The sequence below is a fragment of the Paenibacillus sp. FSL H7-689 genome (assembly GCF_000517905.1).
In the GTDB taxonomy this organism is placed as follows: Bacteria; Bacillota; Bacilli; order Paenibacillales; family Paenibacillaceae; genus Paenibacillus; species Paenibacillus amylolyticus.
In genome coordinates, this window is the sequence record NZ_ASPU01000003.1 from 34,250 (window position 1) to 53,344 (window position 19,095).

The 19,095-nt window shown below is 44.9% G+C and carries 14 protein-coding genes; 6 read left to right on the plus strand and 8 right to left on the minus strand.

Annotated features, from left to right (window positions below; genetic code table 11):
- Nucleotides 1–13: 13 nt before the first annotated feature.
- Nucleotides 14–2,536, plus strand: a complete 2,523-nt coding sequence (locus C170_RS29885; RefSeq protein WP_051446943.1) for a transglutaminase domain-containing protein — start codon at nt 14–16, stop codon at nt 2,534–2,536.
- Between the two features lie 70 nt (nt 2,537–2,606).
- Here C170_RS29885 and C170_RS01830 read toward each other — a convergent pair whose 3' ends face one another.
- Entirely contained in the window at nt 2,607–3,602 is a 996-nt protein-coding gene (locus tag C170_RS01830; protein ID WP_036605992.1) for a hypothetical protein, read from the minus strand.
- Between the two features lie 256 nt (nt 3,603–3,858).
- On the minus strand, nt 3,859–4,761 hold the full coding sequence (locus C170_RS01835; protein WP_036605993.1) for an SDR family oxidoreductase: 903 nt from the start codon (nt 4,759–4,761) through the stop codon (nt 3,859–3,861).
- A gap of 191 nt (nt 4,762–4,952) precedes the next feature.
- Between C170_RS01835 and C170_RS01840 the strand changes: the two genes are divergently transcribed.
- Nucleotides 4,953–5,957, plus strand: a complete 1,005-nt coding sequence (locus C170_RS01840) for a MerR family transcriptional regulator (protein WP_051446944.1) — start codon at nt 4,953–4,955, stop codon at nt 5,955–5,957.
- 26 nt (nt 5,958–5,983) lie between these two features.
- On the opposite strand, the gene C170_RS01845 is transcribed toward C170_RS01840, so the two are convergent.
- The 3 genes from C170_RS01845 to C170_RS01855 all read right to left on the minus strand — a co-directional run bounded on the left by C170_RS01845 (nt 5,984) and on the right by C170_RS01855 (nt 10,616).
- Entirely contained in the window at nt 5,984–7,513 is a 1,530-nt protein-coding gene (locus tag C170_RS01845) for an alpha/beta hydrolase family protein (RefSeq protein ID WP_036605994.1), read from the minus strand.
- Nucleotides 7,514–7,930: 417 nt separating this feature from the next.
- Nucleotides 7,931–9,310: an amino acid permease gene (locus C170_RS01850; protein ID WP_036605995.1), complete on the minus strand. Its 1,380-nt coding sequence runs from the start codon at nt 9,308–9,310 to the stop codon at nt 7,931–7,933.
- A gap of 316 nt (nt 9,311–9,626) precedes the next feature.
- Complete coding sequence (locus tag C170_RS01855) at nt 9,627–10,616, minus strand: ABC transporter substrate-binding protein (protein ID WP_051446945.1); 990 nt, start codon at nt 10,614–10,616, stop codon at nt 9,627–9,629.
- A gap of 232 nt (nt 10,617–10,848) precedes the next feature.
- Between C170_RS01855 and C170_RS01860 the strand changes: the two genes are divergently transcribed.
- Nucleotides 10,849–12,540: a helix-turn-helix domain-containing protein gene (locus C170_RS01860; RefSeq protein WP_036605996.1), complete on the plus strand. Its 1,692-nt coding sequence runs from the start codon at nt 10,849–10,851 to the stop codon at nt 12,538–12,540.
- A gap of 78 nt (nt 12,541–12,618) precedes the next feature.
- Here the strand turns inward: C170_RS01860 and C170_RS01865 are convergent, their stop codons facing one another.
- The 3 genes from C170_RS01865 to C170_RS01875 are packed head-to-tail and all read right to left on the minus strand — an operon-like array spanning nt 12,619 to nt 16,670.
- On the minus strand, nt 12,619–13,971 hold the full coding sequence (locus C170_RS01865; RefSeq protein ID WP_036605997.1) for a sensor histidine kinase: 1,353 nt from the start codon (nt 13,969–13,971) through the stop codon (nt 12,619–12,621).
- A complete protein-coding gene (locus C170_RS01870; RefSeq protein WP_036605998.1) occupies nt 13,968–14,642 on the minus strand; it encodes a response regulator transcription factor in 675 nt (224 codons plus the stop codon). The genes C170_RS01865 and C170_RS01870 overlap by 4 nt, the downstream gene beginning before the upstream one ends.
- A 54-nt stretch (nt 14,643–14,696) precedes the next feature.
- Nucleotides 14,697–16,670: a serine hydrolase domain-containing protein gene (locus C170_RS01875; protein ID WP_036605999.1), complete on the minus strand. Its 1,974-nt coding sequence runs from the start codon at nt 16,668–16,670 to the stop codon at nt 14,697–14,699.
- A gap of 168 nt (nt 16,671–16,838) precedes the next feature.
- On the opposite strand from C170_RS01875, the gene C170_RS31560 reads away from it, so the two are divergent.
- The 3 genes from C170_RS31560 to C170_RS01890 all read left to right on the plus strand — a co-directional run bounded on the left by C170_RS31560 (nt 16,839) and on the right by C170_RS01890 (nt 19,072).
- The gene (locus C170_RS31560; RefSeq protein WP_017690584.1) at nt 16,839–17,204 is read left to right on the plus strand and encodes a DUF6713 family protein; all 366 of its coding nucleotides are present in this window, start codon (nt 16,839–16,841) and stop codon (nt 17,202–17,204) included.
- Nucleotides 17,205–17,373: 169 nt separating this feature from the next.
- Nucleotides 17,374–17,769 (plus strand): hypothetical protein, encoded by a 396-nt coding sequence (locus C170_RS01885; protein ID WP_036606000.1) that lies wholly within the window; start codon nt 17,374–17,376, stop codon nt 17,767–17,769.
- Between the two features lie 313 nt (nt 17,770–18,082).
- Nucleotides 18,083–19,072: a DUF4003 family protein gene (locus tag C170_RS01890; RefSeq protein WP_036606001.1), complete on the plus strand. Its 990-nt coding sequence runs from the start codon at nt 18,083–18,085 to the stop codon at nt 19,070–19,072.
- Nucleotides 19,073–19,095: the final 23 nt, after the last annotated feature.

Below are 19,095 nucleotides of genomic sequence, written 5' to 3' on the forward strand. Positions count from 1 at the left end.
AAAGCGGTGTATCATGAAACGTCTATTTTTCATTATGTTTGCACTCACCCTGTTACTGGCTGGATGCCAGAGTACTGAACAGGAGAGTAGTCCGTCCGAAAATAACCCTACAGAAGTAGTAGAAGGTTCTACCATTTTAAGTTTGAAGCAGAAATACGGCTCTGAATCGGAACAAGCGATCATGCCGATGTACAACGTAGCTCAGGATGAAGAATTTATGTTCAAGTTTAAAGCCGATTTACGTAAAAGTAACCTGCGAGCTAGTGACATTATTAGTGTACATACCGATATTAAAGCACTCAAAGCAAGCGATGTATATGCCATTCCAGAGACAAACGACAATAGTGTTTCCATTAAGCCTCTTGGATGGGGCGTTTTAAGTTCAGATTCCATGATGAACAAGGATCAAAGTTCTTGGGGCGGTGCCCCCATTTATTACATTCGTCTGAATTATGATCCAGATGCTGAGAAGCTAACACTACTCGATCAGCCCATCATTATTCCGTTTACAGTGAAATCGGAGTTACCCGTACCTAACCTAAGATACGAAATTGACAAAGATAGACGGTTCAAGTTGGTCTGGGACAAGGTTGAAGGTGCCACCGAATATAAAATTTATAAACGTTCTGACCTAACCAACTTCGATACAAATGTACCTCTAACTGGCGCAGAGGACGCTTTTAGTAATAGTCTGCCTTTAGATATTGCGGTAACGACAGAGACGTCTTTCAATGATTTTTTGAGAGACGGAAAAGGCGGGCTAGGCACTTATAATGAAATGATAACTACCACTCAGAACCATGGTATACGAGGAGAATATTACGTCACTGCAATCGGCGGAGGCAAAGAATCCAATTTTAGCAGAGGTGTCCCTACAGCTCCGCTTGCTTCCCAGTTGCCAACATCTCTGAAAGAACAATTGTATAGGGAGAAATTAAAGAATATAGATGTACTTCCTCAGAAAGCAACAGTTGAGTACAATGACGGCTCTCTAGCTCGTGAAACCATTGTCTATGATACCAAAAGCGTAGAGATTTCAGAGTTCAATGAAACAAATATTCCTTTTCATATTAAAGGAACAGCTCTGAAAAGTTACGTACGCGTAGAGAATGTAACTCAAGCAGACCTGGACAGACTTTCTCAGCAAACCGTAGCCGATTCCAGCAACGGACTGGTGGAACCAAAGAATGACACACCTTACGTTCCTGCACCTGACGTGCCAACAATCATCAACAATCATGATGCACCTGAGTCTGCAACAGAAACAGAAGAAGCACCGGCTTCGGAAACTCCAACTACAGAGTCCACAACCGATACTGAGACTTCAGAAGATGCAACTGATCCTCTATCTACTGAGGCTTCCGATGATACTTCTGATAATTCTTCAGATATGGCTTCTGAAGAAGCTTCCAATGAAACACCTGCTCCAGCTCCAGAAGCTGTAGAAGACAACCTGGTAGATGAGCAGAAATCGAATACACAGCAAAATGTAGAACAAGGTAATCAGGAAACCGTGCCTCAGCCTGCTACAGGCGATGCAATGATCAATGCAGATTCCGCTTTGGAAGAAGTTTTAGCCAAAAATATGATTGCGGCACAAGATAAAATTTCGTTAAAAGCTTTCCCCGAAGCTCAAAATTTCACGACACTCTCAGATGTTGTTCTGAAAGTGATGTACCAGAATCCATTGATTCTTGGTGTGGAAGGTTTCGAATACAACTATGGTACACTTACCCTTTCCATTTATTACAATGAATCGGCTAGTGGTATCCAGAAGAAGCAAGATGAGATTATTGCCAAAGCAAACGAAGTTGTTGCTTCCATCATCAAGGATGGTATGAACGAAGATGAGAAACGTAAAGCCATCTACGATTATCTGAACGATAACGCGAAGTATGATGATGCAGCACTGGAAAATGCGGAGCAAAACAACTTCAAAAATGTCGATCCGCAGTTCAATGACTCGTTTACCACATACGGTATTCTGGTCAAAGGGGTTGGGGTATGTGCCAGCTATGCCTCCGTCTACAAATTGCTCTCCGATCTCTCGGGACTGGAAAGCATCGTCGTAACGGGAGCCTCCAGTGGTGTTCCACATGCATGGAACAAGGTCAAAATCGGTAACGAATGGTTCCATGTAGATGCTACGAACAACCTGACGAACTCCGGCATCCCATACTTCCTGTACAATGCCAACGATGAGACTGCTGCAAGTCAGAAAACGATAGCGGATCAAGATTATTGGCTTGATTCCGAGCTCGCGATGTTCAATGGCGAGAGCGATGCCAATGATTATTATGTGCAAAATAACCTCGAAGTCGCATCCATTAATGAGTACAAAACCAAGGCTGAGAGTGAACTCAAAAAAGGAGAGAACCGCGTCATTCTCCGTTTCGCCTCACCTGTTGACTCTGATGAGCTGATGACAGCTGCCGGCGAAGCCCTCGCAGCAGTGGATGAAGCGCTTCTGAACACAGCACAATTAGCCACGCTAGGCAGTTATGCCATTCTGGACCCGAAACCAGAGCAGAAGTAACTTAGTTACACAGCAATCCCCTTTGCTTTTTCACAAGCAAAGGGGATTTTTTGTCTATTATTAGATGACTTCAAGTCATTGATTTAACCTGTTGTAATCTGGTAATAAAAGAAGAAATAAATGCTTTTTCTTTCATGAGATTCTCTTGTAATCTCTCACTTATTTTACTGAGTGTACTTGTATCACGCGTTATATTGTATTTCAGAACTATATTTCTCAATTTAAAGTAGTCCTGTTTCAGAACAGTGCTTAACTCCATAAAAGTTGCATCTGGCTCAATGATTAATTTCTCCATTAAATAAGATAAACGTAACTCCATTAGTAGCTTATGTTCATATAAAAGATGAAAGACTCGTGAATCCAATGTTTCTCCAACTAGGGCTGCCTGCTCAATGTCGGTAAAGATGCGTTGAATGGCTTGCATTCCAAAATCGTATTTCTGATCTCTTACTAAGTCATATGTCTCGCTTGAGTTAAGATAGTTTTCCATCGCCGTTATAATCTGCTCCACATGAATTGAATAATTGATATTCTGGATAGGCTTGAGAAATCTCACTTCTGTCCAAAAACTGTACTCATTAGACATGGTCCAGTAGCCTTTCTCAAGTTCATCCAGACTACATACGCTTTGTATGAATTTACCATCATCAAGATTATCAGCAATGTATATCAAATTTTGATCCAGGTCATACCCATACACCAATAATTCATGCATGAGATGTTCCTTTTGATAATAGTCTGTACACGCAATGTAGTATCTGTCTGCGTAAATATATAGATAATATCCCATATCTATCGCTTCCGTAATCACTTGTTTAAGTGATGTTCCCCATTTGCTGATCACAATTTCTTGTGGCAGGTTGTAAAAGGAAATTCCCGGACAGGTACTTAACAGAAACTGATGAGAATCAAACGAAAAAATTCCCCATCCATGTGCATACCTGATTTGTATAAAGTTATTGAAAATCCATGGCCATAAATCTTCGTTCATAACGGATGTTAATGTCCCATATGATGTGTACGTGCTTATGACAGGGTCACCTAGTTTAAGTACATTCTTGGCCATTACAGAATTCCTCCTTCGATTCCTAGGCATAGTGTATTGATCTGAACAGATTCATTGTATAAGCAACGCACTCTCAGAGCTGGGAGCGAAGATCATGTTCTTGAATATATTACCATGTAGCTTTCCCGTTTTATATAAGAACGCTTTCATATATAAAAATATTTTATTTCTCTCATCTTAATGACAAAAAAGAGGATACCGCCCCCAATTCGGAGACCGTATCCTCTGTTACCCTGATCGGATTACCTGAAACTATTTACGGACTAACCGTACCGCCATTTGCATTCAGTGTCTCACCGCTCACATAGCTGGATTCCTGGCTTGCCAGGAACACAAATGCCGGAGCCATCTCCGCAGGTTGTCCTGCCCGACCAAGCGGTGTATTGGAGCCAAAATCGGCCAGCTTATCGACTGGTTGTCCACCCACGACCTGGAGCGGTGTCCATACCGGTCCTGGTGCAACAACGTTGACACGTATCCCTTTGCTACCCACCTGTTGGGCTAGCGCTTTGCTGAACGTGTTAATGGATGCCTTCGTTGTTGCATAATCCAGCAGGATTGGCGAAGGTTTATACGCCTGAATCGATGATGTGTTGATAATGGAGCTGCCCGGCTTCATGTGTTTCACAGCTGCTTTGCAGAGCCAGAACATGGAATAGACATTTGTTTTGAACGTTGCATCGAATTGCTCGGTGGTCAGATCCGCAATCTGCTCTACAAACTGCTGTTTACCTGCTACGTTAGCAAGGATATCAATCCCGCCAAGCTCTTTTACCGCAGATTCAATGAGTTCTTCACAGTATTTCTCATCCTTCAGGTCACCTGGCATCGTAATTGCTTTGCGACCGGCTTCCTCAATCAGCTTCACAACTTCCTGTGCATCTGCTTCCTCTTCCGGCAGATAGGCCAGAACGACATCCGCGCCTTCACGAGCAAATGCAATCGCTGCCGCCCGGCCTATTCCGCTGTCGGCTCCGGTGACAACCGCTTTACGTCCTGTTAAACGTCCGCTGCCTTTATAACTTTTCTCACCCGCATCGGGAACAGGGGTCATCTCACGCTGGAGCCCCGGCTCATCCTGCTGCTGTTTCCACTCCGGTGTCGCCTTTGGATATTGGGTCGTTGGATCTTGCATGGTGTGCTGATCTTGATTAGCCATGTTCAATTTCCTCCTTGGTTATTTACACGATATCCATCGTATAAACTTATTTTTTTATTTGTTGTGAATTTAATTTGCGTAAAAGTTGCACTCTTTCCTTTGTAACCGAGATGGGTGGAATTTAAACTACGCCCGCCAGAATTCTATGACAGTCGTCTAACATTGAATCTCCAGTGACAGGAGGTTGTATAATGAATCATGAGGTGATCTCGTTGAATGCAAACAAAGAACCCTATTCCATCGGTGAAGCAGCCAAACTGATCGGCTCCACGGTGAAAACGATCCGTTATTACGATGAGATTGAACTGTTACAACCCTCCAATCATACGGAAGGCGGGCATCGACTCTATACAACGCAAGACCTGTGGCAACTCGAACTCATTACAACGCTTCGTTATCTGAATTTCAGCATACCGGATATTCGAAAGCTCATGTCGGGTGAACTGGCGGTAGCACAGGCACTGGATCTACAGATTGAAGCCTTGGAAACCCAGATCGGCACGATGAATTCCATGCTCTCCATTTTGCAGCAAGCGAAGCAGCATGAAGAAGACACTTCACTGCATTCGGAACAGTCTCTTACCTACATCTCCAGTCTGGTTGAATCCCTAACGGCCCATGCGAGCAGTCGGAAACAATTCGTTGCTGCCAAGGTGGATGAATCCCATCTGCTGGACAGCATTCCGCAGGAGTGGAGAGTGTCGTTTCTGCACTTTTTCGATAAATACATGATGAAAGATACCAAACTGACGGCTCAGCAAACACTGGCCTGGAAGGAAATTCAGGAACTGATCAATGATCCGGCCTATTGGGCCGATCTGGCTCAGCTGGAGGTTCCATTCTTCATTATGGCGAATCAGCCACAAGTTGAAGCAGACGTCTGGGTGAAGAAAATGGAAGCAATTCGCATTCGCACTACCGAAGCGCTGGACAAACGTTGGGCAATCGATAGCCCTGCTGTGCAAAGCATGGTGTGGGACTTTGTGTTGATGTATGCAAGTGCTGAGCATGCGGAAGCACCAGAAGTATTTTTTCGCAAACAGGCCCGATATATGCTGGACTCTGTGACGGATCGCATTCTGCGTTTTAACAAGCTATGCAAGGTGATGAATCCCGAATGGAGCCAGATTGTAGATGGCATTAACTTATTGCAGGAGGGCATGCGGTTACGATTAAAACAAATGGAAGAAGACTGAACTTCAGTCTCCTTCCATTTATACGTTTAGCCTTTTTTCAACAAATAGGATTCATGTTCTCCCACTTCCTTGTCCATATGGAGCGGTTTCCCTTTCAAGTAGTGGTTAAAGAAATCAATCGTTGTATCGTTAACCAATTGTTGTGTCCCCCGCGCTTCTACACCCTGTGTCCATTCGAGCAGTGGAGAGATCAGGTAGAGGTCGGAGAAACTCAGATGTTTGGTGTTGGTCAGCTCCATCCAGAAGTTCCCTCCTGCGGTTACCGGCTCATAGCGCTCGTACACTTCCTCGTAATATTTCTCGGCTTCCGGACGGGTCGTGCCCATCGCAGCAATCTCTTCGTCACTCATCACACTTGTGCCTGCAACGGTTGAGTCTGCACTCATCATCAGGAACGGCTTGCCCACGCCTTCCGCAGGAATACGATTCTCGCCAAACAATACACCGTCCATATTCATGCCTGCTTTCACACGTGGATCATCCATTAACATCTGTACTGTCGTTGCTCCGCCAAATGAATGCCCAAACATGCCGATATTGTCCAGATCCATTCGTCCGGTAAAGCGTCCGCTCGGATCTCCCGTACCCAACTTCTCTACCTCATCCAGTACAAACTGTGCATCCTGCACCCATGTCTCATTCAACTTGTCCATGTAACTGAATTGCAGCTGTTCAAAGCCTTCTTTTCCTTCCGATTCAAACTGCGCCACACGTCCATCCGGGAATACGGACACCAGACTGCTATACGTGTGATTAATGCCCACAACGATGTATCCTTGACTCACCAGCTGCTCGACCTGGAACGTATTCTGATTTTCATACCCATGCAGACCATGAGAGAAGAGAACAACCGGATACTTGGCTTCGGCATCAGATAACTGAGCTTCCTGAATCGCATGCGTTTTGACCTGACTCAGACTGGAAAATAAAAGCTTTGGCAGTTTCAGCACTTCATTAAAGGCTGTCCCGTAGATCTCCGGCTTATTAACATAAGGGGCTGTTGCTCCCTCTGTTTCTGAATTCGTTGGATACCAGATCTGTACCATCAGCTCCCGTTGATCACCAGCAGAACTCGTCAGCAACTCCTCACGGCTGTTATCTGTCCAGTCGTAGGATACCGTTCCGATTCCATAAGGACCTGCTGGCTTGGCAAACGTAAACACCGGGAAGAGCAGCGGTATGCCAATGCTCACAATAGCGTATACCAACACCAGAAGAGACGTTGCGATGATTCGAACACGTCCGAATTTCCTCGTCACAGTCGATGTGGAAGATGGCGCCTCGGAACATTTACTATTCAGCGAAGTTGCACCTGACTTTTGCTGGCGTCTTGCCTGTGTAACTAACACAACCAGTGGAACCAACGTGAGCAGATACGCTGGAATCATCGGCCAACGAAGTCCTTCGACCACACCATGGATGATCAGCAGCACACCTGATATGGCAAATCCACCCCATACCATTTTCCGAAAATGTTGACTCTGTCTCCCAATCCCGATTCCCCCCACAAACATAAGCAGGTTGAAAATAAGATAAATCCATTCTATTGTCCTCATATACTTAAAGCCTCCCATTCTGCCACGGATTACATCGGAATGATATTATTGCGCAGCAGCTATTATATAAATTGAACTAAACATTTACACGAGAACGTAGAGGACAGAAATAACCTGAAGAAGCGGATGCGTTCGCCTTTATCCCCAGATTTTCACCTTTGTAAAATTAAATCAAAAAAATCAGGGGATAACAGCGATCAGAAGGTTGTTCTGTCATCGAAGTGGCAAGTGTAAATAGCTTTAGTGCAATCTTTATAATTCCAATCTTAAAACCTCCAGTTACAGGAGATTCAAGTATGAATTTTGCGGATAAAAAAATGCACTCCCTGAATGACGCTGAATCACCCTCAGGTTCTCCAATCGTTTCAAGGAATGCATGTATGATATTACGATATAAGTTGATTTTTGAATATTGGACTAGCGATCTTCGCCGCCATCTATCCGTTGTCTTTTTCCGATGCCAAATGCGAAATATCCTGCCACCACGATTGCCATGAACGTAGCTCCAACAACCAGAGGCAAGCGCGTATCCGGGTTAAACGCCATACCGATAATGACGAGGATCAGATACACAATAATAATGTAATTGCTGATCGGGAACCATTTGGACTTGAAGTTATGATCTGCCATCTCGTTGCCCCAACGCTTTCTGAATCGGAACTGACTGAACGCCAGCGCGAACCATGGGACCATACCTGGAAGAACACTTGCGCTATAAATGTACAGGAACAGCTTGGAGTCCGGCATCAGGTAGTTCAGCACAACCCCGATCAGTAGCAAGGAGATCGTAATGATGATACTGTTGCGGGGAACCCCGCCTTTGGATAGCTTTTTGAAAAAGGCAGGCGCCTGCCCATTCTCCGCCAGCGTGTACAGCATACGTCCCGCACTGTAGATCCCGCTGTTGCATCCCGACATGGCCGCCGTGAGCACCACGAAGTTAATGATCCCCGCTGCAGCAACAATGCCAACTTTGGCAAAGGTGAGCACAAACGGGCTTCCCGTCTCGCCTACTTCGTTCCAAGGGTACAAGGTTACGATAACAAATATGGCACCAACGTAGAAAATAAGAATACGCCACACGATATTTTTGATCGCTTTACGCAAAGTGTGTTTCGGATTCTCCGCTTCGCCTGCTGTAATACCGACCATTTCAACTCCCTGATACGCAGCCGTTACGATACACAGCGCGAAGAGGAAACCTTTGATGCCCCCAGGGAAGAAGCCACCATGGCTGAACAGATTCGACAGACCAATGGCCTGACCCCCATTCCCCCAGCCGAAGAAAATGAGTCCTGTTCCGATCACGATCATCGCCACAATAGCCGTCACTTTGATCATCGCAAACCAGAATTCAAATTCTCCATAGAACTTCACAGCCGCCAGATTTGCCGCCGCAATGATGAGCACCCCAGCAAGTGCGGGTAGCCACTGTGGAATATCCGGGAACCAATACCCGACATAGATACCAATCGCCGTAACTTCCGCCATACCAACCGTAACCCATAGGAACCAGTAGCTCCAGGCGGTCAGAAATCCGGCAAGCGGACTAATATATTTGTGAGCAAATGTTGCAAACGAACCCGTGACCGGCTCCTGAATCAACATTTCACCCATAATACGCATGACAAAAAAGATAACGATACCGGCCAGTAAATAGGCCAGCAACACGGATGGCCCTGCCCATTTGATCGTACTCGCCGATCCCATGAACAAACCAACGCCGATTGTACCTCCGAGTGCAATCAGCTCTACATGGCGGGGCTTTAGCCCTCTAGATAGTTGCTTTGATTCCAAACGATTCTCCCCTTTTCTTGTGTACAGATTCCTGATGTAATCTTTAATTTTCACATTCACATTAACGCAATGCAGAATTACTCCACCAAATTGTACGAGATGTGCCGCAGAAATACAACAAGGAATGTGAGGAAACGGATTCACTACACATATAGGTATAGGATAACCGCTTAATGAATATGGCAGACAGATAAGGTTAAGTCTGATTGTACAAGCTGAGCCCATTTCAAAGTGTGGAGTAGAACGATAGTACAAAAAATACAAAAAGAACCCCCTTCAACAGGAGGCTCTCTCAACTCTACTACTTATTACCGAACTATTGCTGCTTCATCATGGCAGGCAGTTCATTCAAAAATTCATGCATCGTGTAGGCATCACGTTTATTCCACTTTTGCTCCACTACATACACGTGACCGTTCTTAACCGCAGGAAGGTCCTTCCATATCGCTGACTTCATCAGTTCGTCATTCTCAGCGGAATCTTCCCCTGCCCCAGCTGCCATCAGGAATACGTGATCCCCGGCAAATGATGGCAGACTCTCAAGTGATATTTGAGCCCATGGCATTTCTTCATCAATCGTTACCTTTTTCACCTCATCAGGTATATCCAGTCCATAAGGTGAGTATAAATCTGCAGCTAACCCTGTCGTCATAACATACAGCGTACGATTTGTGTTTAAAAATATCGTTGCCGTCTCATCCGGACCGATGTTCGCACTCTGTTTGAACGCATTCCAAGCTTGCTCCGATTTCGCATCATAATCGGCCAGCCACTGCTGTGCCTCTGCCTCCCTATTCACCAGAAGACCAAGTATAGGCAGGCGCTGCTCCAATGGAGCATCTACATCGATTCCGACCGTCGGCGCCACTTTCGCAATCTGATCCAACTCCTCCCCTTGAGCGTGAAGACCTGTGATGATCAGATCTGGCTCAAGCTCAACCAGCTTTTCCAGATTCAACGGCGCACCAAGATCTTCAATGTCCTTGACTTGATCCTGATATATTGATTCGAATCGGCTATCCTGACCGACTGCATCTGCTCCAAGTACCAGCATGTCCCCGAAGGTTTTATTATCATAATAGACGATCCTCTGTGGATCAGTTGGAATCTCTACCTTACGTCCCAGATAATCCACGTACTCTTTGGTTTCCGGTTTCTCCGCAGCGGGTTCCTTTTCTTTTACGGTTGTCTGCTGCGTTGTTCCGTCATTTACCGACGCACCTTCATTGCTACTGCAAGCACTCAGGCCGATACTCAGCACCAGAACCGCACCAATAGACCATCCCCATCGTTTCACACTATACATGACGTTCTCCCCATTCACTCTGTTTTAATGATAATCATTATCACTATCTTCTACCTATAGTAACGATCCCGCATAGGCGCATCAATGGACAATTCCAGGGCTTTTCAGACAATACTTAGCAGGTTTAACACCAAGTTATGTTCTATCTCGCCTATCAATTGGTTGAAAAAAGAGCGTATTTACACTATGCTATTCCATGAGAATTGTTATCAATTAGTAAGGGGATTGTGGCATGAAGCTTCTATTACATACCGATCAGGTACATGGAATCTATTCGCTTAGCGAGATTGATTTTATGGAGGAACCCCTCAGCATACTGCCTTCGCAAGAGCATCGTCTCCTCATTGTCGTTTCAGGAAACTTCAGGTTGGATCTGGGGGAAGAGACCCTTACTGCCATTGAAGAACAGTGTTTTTATATTCGACCCGGAGGCAACATTGTACTAACCAGGCAGGATCATGAGCCGTTCGCTGTCTATATGTTTTCTTTTCATGTAATTAAAGTTCAGGCTTCGTCCGTCTGGTTTGACACAAGTCCTGCCTTTGATGGAAGTACGTTGCGATCCGATCGTTCCTATTCCAGCATGCACACCATTATTCAGGATATGAGTCGTCAACGCCCCTATATCAACAAAGCAGAAAGCAATGCCTATCAACCTATGTTCCATATGCTGATGCTGTCTCTCTCTGAGCAGAATACGAAAGCTCACTCTTTGGAAAATACCAGAGATGCTGTTAAACGCACCCTTATCTATTTGCAGGAACACTACGCCGAGAAAATTAAAGTGCAGGAACTATCCGATATATCCGGGGTTTCCTTATGGCAATACAATGAGCTGTTTCGCTCACTGACAGACAAAACTCCGATTGAATATCTAACCGAGATTCGTTTGAATCGAGCCAAGGAATTGCTTTTACAGACCGAAGAAACCATTGAGTCCATCGCCCATCAGGTTGGATTCAATGATCATTATTACTTTGTCAGACGTTTTCGTCAGAAGACCGGGTTGCCTCCTAGAGAGTATGCAGCGATGTATAAGCAAAGCCACACGGACAAGGACATTCTTTTCCGTGACTCTACAGGAAGGCTGTTGCAACTCCCCAAGGACAAATCACGTATTGTATATCTGGATCGTAATACCGCAAGTGACTTGATGGTCCTGGATTTGTTCCCAGTCGGTAGTCCCAAGAGTCTATTGGGCCAATTCATCGATACCGCTCCAATGCAAAACACAACCGAAATCAGCTTCCCCCCTAAGCCTGAGGAGATTCGAAAGCTGAAGCCCGACCTTATTCTCGTCGCCAACTACTATGGCATCTCTCTGGATGAGATGAATACCATTGCTCCAACCATCGTGTTGGATCGTGAGCAAACATTGGAAAGCCGCTTGCGGACTTTGGGCCAAATTTTCGGCAAAGAAAAAGAAGCGGAACGTTGGCTGATCCGCTATGACGCTATCGCCGAATATATGTGGAATGTATGCAGAGACGCATTCGTACCCGGTGAAACTGCCACAGTTCTTGTCGACAGTAATGATGGCAAACTCTATGTCATGGCCTCTCAAGGTCTCACAAACACACTGTACCATGCCAATGGATTCAGACCTCCTCATGAAGTAGCGACATTAATAGAGCAAGGCGAGGCTTTTGTTAAGATCGAGGAAAGCGATTTTGAGCGTTATGTAGGGAATCGTATTTTTATGATATCTGCAACCAGAAATGGGGACGTCGATGACGCTACCTCTTATAAGCGCGAGATGAGTTGGCTGGAAAGCCCTCATTGGCGTGATCTTCCTGCTGTGCGTAACGGAAAAGTATATCATGTAGGACAACACTGGAATATGGAGGGTGCGCTGGAACGTATGCAAGTGCTACATGCTTTGCCAGAACTGTTGCGTAATCAATCCTACCCTGATAACTCGTGATGATAAACGAATCTGAAAACCCATAAAAAAAGAGCTGCCAGAAAAATATCTTTAGCAGCTCTACATCCATTTTTGTAATCATCCGGAAGGCAGATGAACCATCACCGTTGTCCCCACGCCCACCTGACTTTTCATTTCGACAGTTCCGTGATGAAGCATCACGATTTTTTTGACGATGGCGAGGCCCAGACCGTTACCACTAATGCTACGATCGCGTGACAGGTCTGTTTTATAAAACCGTTCGAAAACATAATCCAGTTGCTCCGGCGCTATTCCAATGCCCGAATCGGTTATCGTGAAAAAGATTCCATCGACAGACTGGCTCGTGCGTATTTCGATACGCCCGCCCACGGGAGTAAACTTAATGCTGTTGCCTAGTAAATTCATCCACACTTGGTTAAGCTGGTCCTGATCTGCCCTGATTTTGATACCGTCCGCCAATTCTAAGTGAATTGGAATGCCTTTGGCTGACCATTGAGGCTCGCAAGTCACCACCACTTGCCTGATTTGTTCATCAAGATTATAGGTAGTTGTCTCGAACGGATGATGATCGGAATCCAGAGACGCAAGCTCCAGCAGATTATCACTTAGTCTGGATAGTCGTCCACTCTCCGTAATAATGATATCGAGATAATAGTTACGATCAGCCTCCGCAACCAGGCTGCTGTTTTTCAAAGCCATGGCAAAACCGGAAATAGAGGTCAGCGGCGTTTGAATCTCGTGAGATACATTGGAAACAAAATCCTGTCTCATCTGTTCCAGCTGTTTAAGCTCACTCGCCATTTCATTGAAACTCTGCGTCAATGCTCCCATTTCGTCCACACGTTTTGTTTGGATTTCCACATTGAAATCACCCTTCGCCAGTCGTTTGGTTGCCCGCGTCAACACCTGAATCGGCTTCACCAAATACCTTGCAGCAATAAGGATACAAAAACTTCCGATCAACAGTGCAAGCAATAATACCAGCAAAACCATCCGATTAATGATATTTTCATTCTGCGGAGAATACTGCATAAACATGGCTTGTGGTTCCCCTTTGTATGGAAAAGGAAGACCTATGAACGTCTGCTCCACTTCTCCGGGAGAACGATAGATCTGACCCTGCAACACCATTTGAACCACTTCTGGTGCAATTTCAACGGTCTCTGTATGGTCTAAGTCATAAAAGGTTACGTTACCCGAAACGTCATATAGATGAATGGGATAGGTGGACACTTTAACCATACTTTTGATGAAAGCATCCCTGTCCTCAGGTTGCGTTTGCTCATATAGACGGATCAGTTCCTCCCCTACAGAAATCATGTCATTCTGACCGATATGATTTACTTCCTTTTTGAAAAGGAAGATCCCCATGAAGAAAGAGGTCAGCAAGCTGAAAACAATGACGACCAGAAACGTGCAAATAATACGAACATATAAGGTTTTGATCATGTGATGACTAACCGGTAGCCCAGACTACGAGCCGTTTCAATCTGAAAATGGTGTGCATCACCAGCGAATTTTTCCCTTAGTCGCTTGATGTGAACATCAACTGTCCGGTCATCCCCTTCGTAATCACTCCCCCAGATCTTGATGATTAACTGTTCTCGGGTAAAAATCTGCCCAGGCTGGTTTGCCAGCATGAACAGCAATTCAAATTCTTTTAAAGGCAAATTGATTGTTTCTTCTCCACGAATCACTTGAAAGCTGCGTCGATTCAGCATAATGCCCCCTAGTTGAATGGTCTGGGAGGAGACAATCAAGTAACGTTTCAGCAATGCTTTTACTCGCATCACAAGTTCCAGCGGATCAAAGGGTTTTGTCAAATAATCATCTGTTCCCAACTGAAATCCCTTTACTTTCTGGGCCGATTCCCCTTTTACCGTGACCATTAGCAATGGCATATTCAGATCCATACGCCGGATCTCCCTGCATAATTCCCAACCATCCAATCGCGGCATCATAATATCAAGGATAACCAGATCAATTGGGGATTTCCCCACAATCTCCAGTGCTTCCGCACCGTCCTTGGCTACCACAATCTCGAATCCTTCATTCCGCAAAAACAAGGTAATCAGCTCACGAATATGCACATCGTCATCCACAACTAGGATTTTGGTCATATGAAATGTATGCCTCCGATATCTATCTTGTTTCTTCCACTTGGGAGGAAGTCTTCAACCAAAATGCCAGCCCAGCAGGTTCCAATGATAGAAAAATAAACTCAAGATCACCGCTGCTACCATTACGAACGTATAATGCACACGCTTCAGTAACGTCCAATATTGGTTTTTCCATGCCAGGACGCTCATGATGAATATTGCCGCAGTCAACCCTACAAGGATAACCGGCATAAACAGATAGAGACGTAAAGATAGTGGAATATGGCTAAGCCGATCAATCAGATTCATGTTCAACACGAGAAGTGTTGCGCCCAAGGTTAATAGTCCCCATATAGATGTAATAGCTGACAACCGTACTGCCCATTTCTGCGCTTTTGGCATCACTCTGATTTCGCGTCTGCGATAAACAAATCCATGCAATACAGTGATGAACAGAACAACCGAAATGCCGAGCAAGAGGAGCCAGAACTTCGATTGGTTCATTAACGGTGCAGGTTCCAGCGGCATTGGGTTTAATATATCCAGAAACATATACGTGACCTTGCCCTCTGCATCGGTGCGGAACCCCATCTGATGTGTCCCTCCGACCTCCTGGAATAAATTCACGCCAATCGGAGTATACACTTGCTGATCTGCACCACTTCCAATAAACAGTCGGTTATCCGAAAACTCAATATTGATTTGAGTCAGAAAACTGAAAAACTTATCGATCTTCGTGTGATTACGGCGTGTAAATTGATAAGAGCCTGCATATTTATCCAGGGACTCCCCTAATTCGATAGAAGCTTCATTAGGCTGCTTAGTTGCATCTACAGGATAGTATCGGTCAAAAAAGGCTTGTGCCAACCCTTCTGCTGCCGTTCCGCCTTCCCCTCCACTATAGGAAACAAAGATGCCCACTTTTTTGTCTGGTACAAGATAAAGCGCTGTATTAAACAGCTCATCGGCCCCTCCATGAGAGATCACACGCAGCCCATTCATATTCAACTCATAAAAGCCCAGATCCATGGCGGGTAAACGTTCATCAAACTGGAATGCCGGAGAATGCATGAGTTTGGCTGTTTCCGGCTTGAGTATTTGTTTATCTTCATATCGCCCGTCTTGAAGATGGGCAATCATAAAATGAGCCATATCGTTCGCCGACACGCTCCCTGATCCCGCAGGACGAAATCCTCCCTCAAACGTTGGCCGTTTGGTTACAAACTCGCCGTTAGCTCGGGCGTATCCAAGGGCGGCATAAGGTTCCAGAGACGCTGGAACAGGCTCCTCTACCGTAGCATAATTCATGCCCAGCGGATCAAATATATTTTTCTGTATATAGTCATTGTAGGCAACACCGCTCACTTCTTCGACGATAAGTCCCGCGAGTGAGGCGCCATAATTGGAATACGACAGCATCTCTCCTGGTGGCTTAACCCTTGCAGGCATATGTTTTGCCATCGTTTCAGCAATAGAGACGGGAAGTTTCCCCGGATCGGTAGTAATCTGATAACCAACACCGCCTTCCTCGAACCCTGCGGTATGGGTCATGAGATGGCGCAACGTAATCGGTTCCTCATAGGTTCTCGGTATTTGCACCGTTTTCAGATAAGTGTTGATATCTGTATCAAGATCAAGCTTGCCCGCCTCAACCAATTGCATCACGGCGGTCCATGTGAACAGCTTTGTTGTTGAAGCAATTCGAAATAAGCTGGTTTGGGGATCAACGGGTTTATTTTCTTCGATGTTCGAATGTCCGTACCCTTTGGAGAGCAGGATCTTCCCATCCTTCACAATCGAAATGACTGCGCCTGGAATCTGTAAAGATCGCATTTGCACATCCATCATCCCATCCATGAATGCCGTTAACTGATCTGAATCATCCAGATTCGCTACGACTCCTTGCTCCAATTTGCCCGAATTTAATCCCGGATTGGATACTGCTGCCGATAGTGGTATGGTCCCTAATCCAGTTGCCCCTAATATCATGCCTAACAATAACACCAGTAAAATCATTTTCCCAAAAATCTTTCTTATCAACGATGACATGACTTACCCCCACCACTCCGCATATTTTTTAATACCTGTTCCTTACGCTTTCTTTCGAGAGCATATCAAGCACGTATGAACGGAGCGTGAACCTTTTTTTCATATTTTGCCAAATCAAATTACCTTTAGTAAGATAGGAACAGATTGAATAGGAAAAGGAGACTTTGCATGCCTGACTTTTTACTGGTTTTATTTTTGTTTAACCTGTCTCTCTTTCTGCTTCACGAAATGGATGCCATCAGGCGGTCCGAGTGGAAATTGTTTATGGTGTTAAAAGATATGGAAGATGATAAAGCCTATAGGTATTTCACTTGGATTCACCTTCCAATGTATACCATCATCCTCTCTCTTCTTTTTAGCTCATATCAGACCATTACATTTTGGGTGCTGGATATCTTTTTCATCATACATACCGTATTACACTTCTTTTTCGAAAAACATCCTCGAAATGAATTTAAAAACGGGTTCTCCAGATCATTGATCTACCCTATGGGAATAATCGCTTTAATTCATTTGATATTCCTAATCATCTAATCTGATCCACTATTTACATCTGTAATTTATTGGTATATAGTATAGTCGTTAGGAATGTCAGCGCTAACATAAACTGAATAAGGAGGGGCTCCAATCCGTTTCGAAAAGGTTTTTGGTTTACATTGAGTTAAACTATAAAAACACTTTATTTTGAGAGGATGGGCATTCTATGAAAAGACGCATTAGCACATTTTTTGCACTTATTCTAGGTATCTCCCTTCTGTTTAGCCTGACCGCTTCCGCTAATCCCGCCATCGTAAGTTATGGAAGCACCTATTCCCATGCGCTCTCGGCCGGGCAAGGATACGCCTATATTCTTCCTAACGCTAAAACGACTGGTACCAGCGTGAAAATTACGACAAATGCAGCCAATACCCTTCAACTGCGCTACTACTGGAACTACAATAATACGACACTCGACCTCGGTACAGTTATCGTAAGCAACAATACTTACAATGGCGGGTCAGCCTACTACAATCCGGGTACGCTGATCACTGTCGTAGAACGTGTTCCAGGATCGACGACGGCATACCCTAACGTAGCCTACACAATTTCTTTCAATTAGATTAGTCCTATATCACCGATCAATCTAACCTACGACCGCTGATTGCGGTCTTTTTTATATTCAACAACTAGACTCTCTTATTTATGGAAGTGGCACCCCTTAAATAAAAGGGTAATAATAGATTGATAGTCTATTCTATATTTTCTTAAATGGAGATAATAAAGTGGATTACGCCAAATCAAAATATGCCATCGTAGACGAGACCCCGAATCCAGCAGCTTCAAGGCATTGGAAGAGGTCATGTTACAGCGTGAAGGTAATCTAATCATGAAATAGAGTACTGTAGAATAACAGTGAATATGGAGGTGTGCCTATGCAGCAGCATCATACAGAACGAGTTGAATTATTTGTTTCCAATACCCAGATCATCAAGAAGTCGTTCAAATGGCAACATGCGATGATGCAACGTCTGGTTGCCCTGCTCTATGCAGCGGAGAATAAAACAGCGGATGGGGAAGCTATTCGTCAAAGCCATGAGTTGATTAAGCAAAACACAAAACTTTTCTCTGCATTCAGAGGTAATTCGGCCATTAGCATTGCTGCCATGCTCTCCCTTACAACGGATGCAGAGACAAGACTGGCAGACACCTTGCATGTCTATGACTTGATGAAAGAGATTAAATTTCGCAACTCTGATTATCTGGTTATTGCCGCCTATCAGATCGCTACTCAGACATCACCTGACCAGTTTCAACCTACGGTGGAGCGGGCCAAATCATTTTATGACGGCATGAAAGCAGAGCATCGTTTCCTCACTGGACAGGATGACTACATATTCGCTGCCATGTTAGCCCTTTCCGACCTCAACGTAGATACTGGTGTGGCACGTATGGAACAACTCTACGGGGAATTAAAACCAGAGTTCTCTTCCAGAAACAGTGTGCAGGCGTTAACACAGGTCTTGGTTCTTGGAGATGATCCCCCGGATGCAGGTGCTCGTGTGATTGCTTTAAATGAAGCTTTTCGTAAAAGAGATTTTCGAATGGACAAAACGTATACGTTACCATCTCTCGGGATACTATCTCTACTGCCTTCGGACAGAGACTCATTAGTGGATGAAGTCGCGGAAACAAATGACTGGTTACGGACTCAAAAAGGCTTCGGTGCCTGGTCAATCGACAAACAGGAGTTGCTCCTGTTCTCGTCTGCTCTGGTAGCCATTCAACATGTGGAGAATCTGCGGAACGGTGTGCTTACGACAGCAATCTCAACCAGTATCACAAATATTATCATCGCCCAGCAGGCCGCCATGGCCGCAACTGCCGCAGCATCGGCTGCTGCCGCTTCATCATCATCGAATTAATAAGTGACCCTGTTACCTTCAAT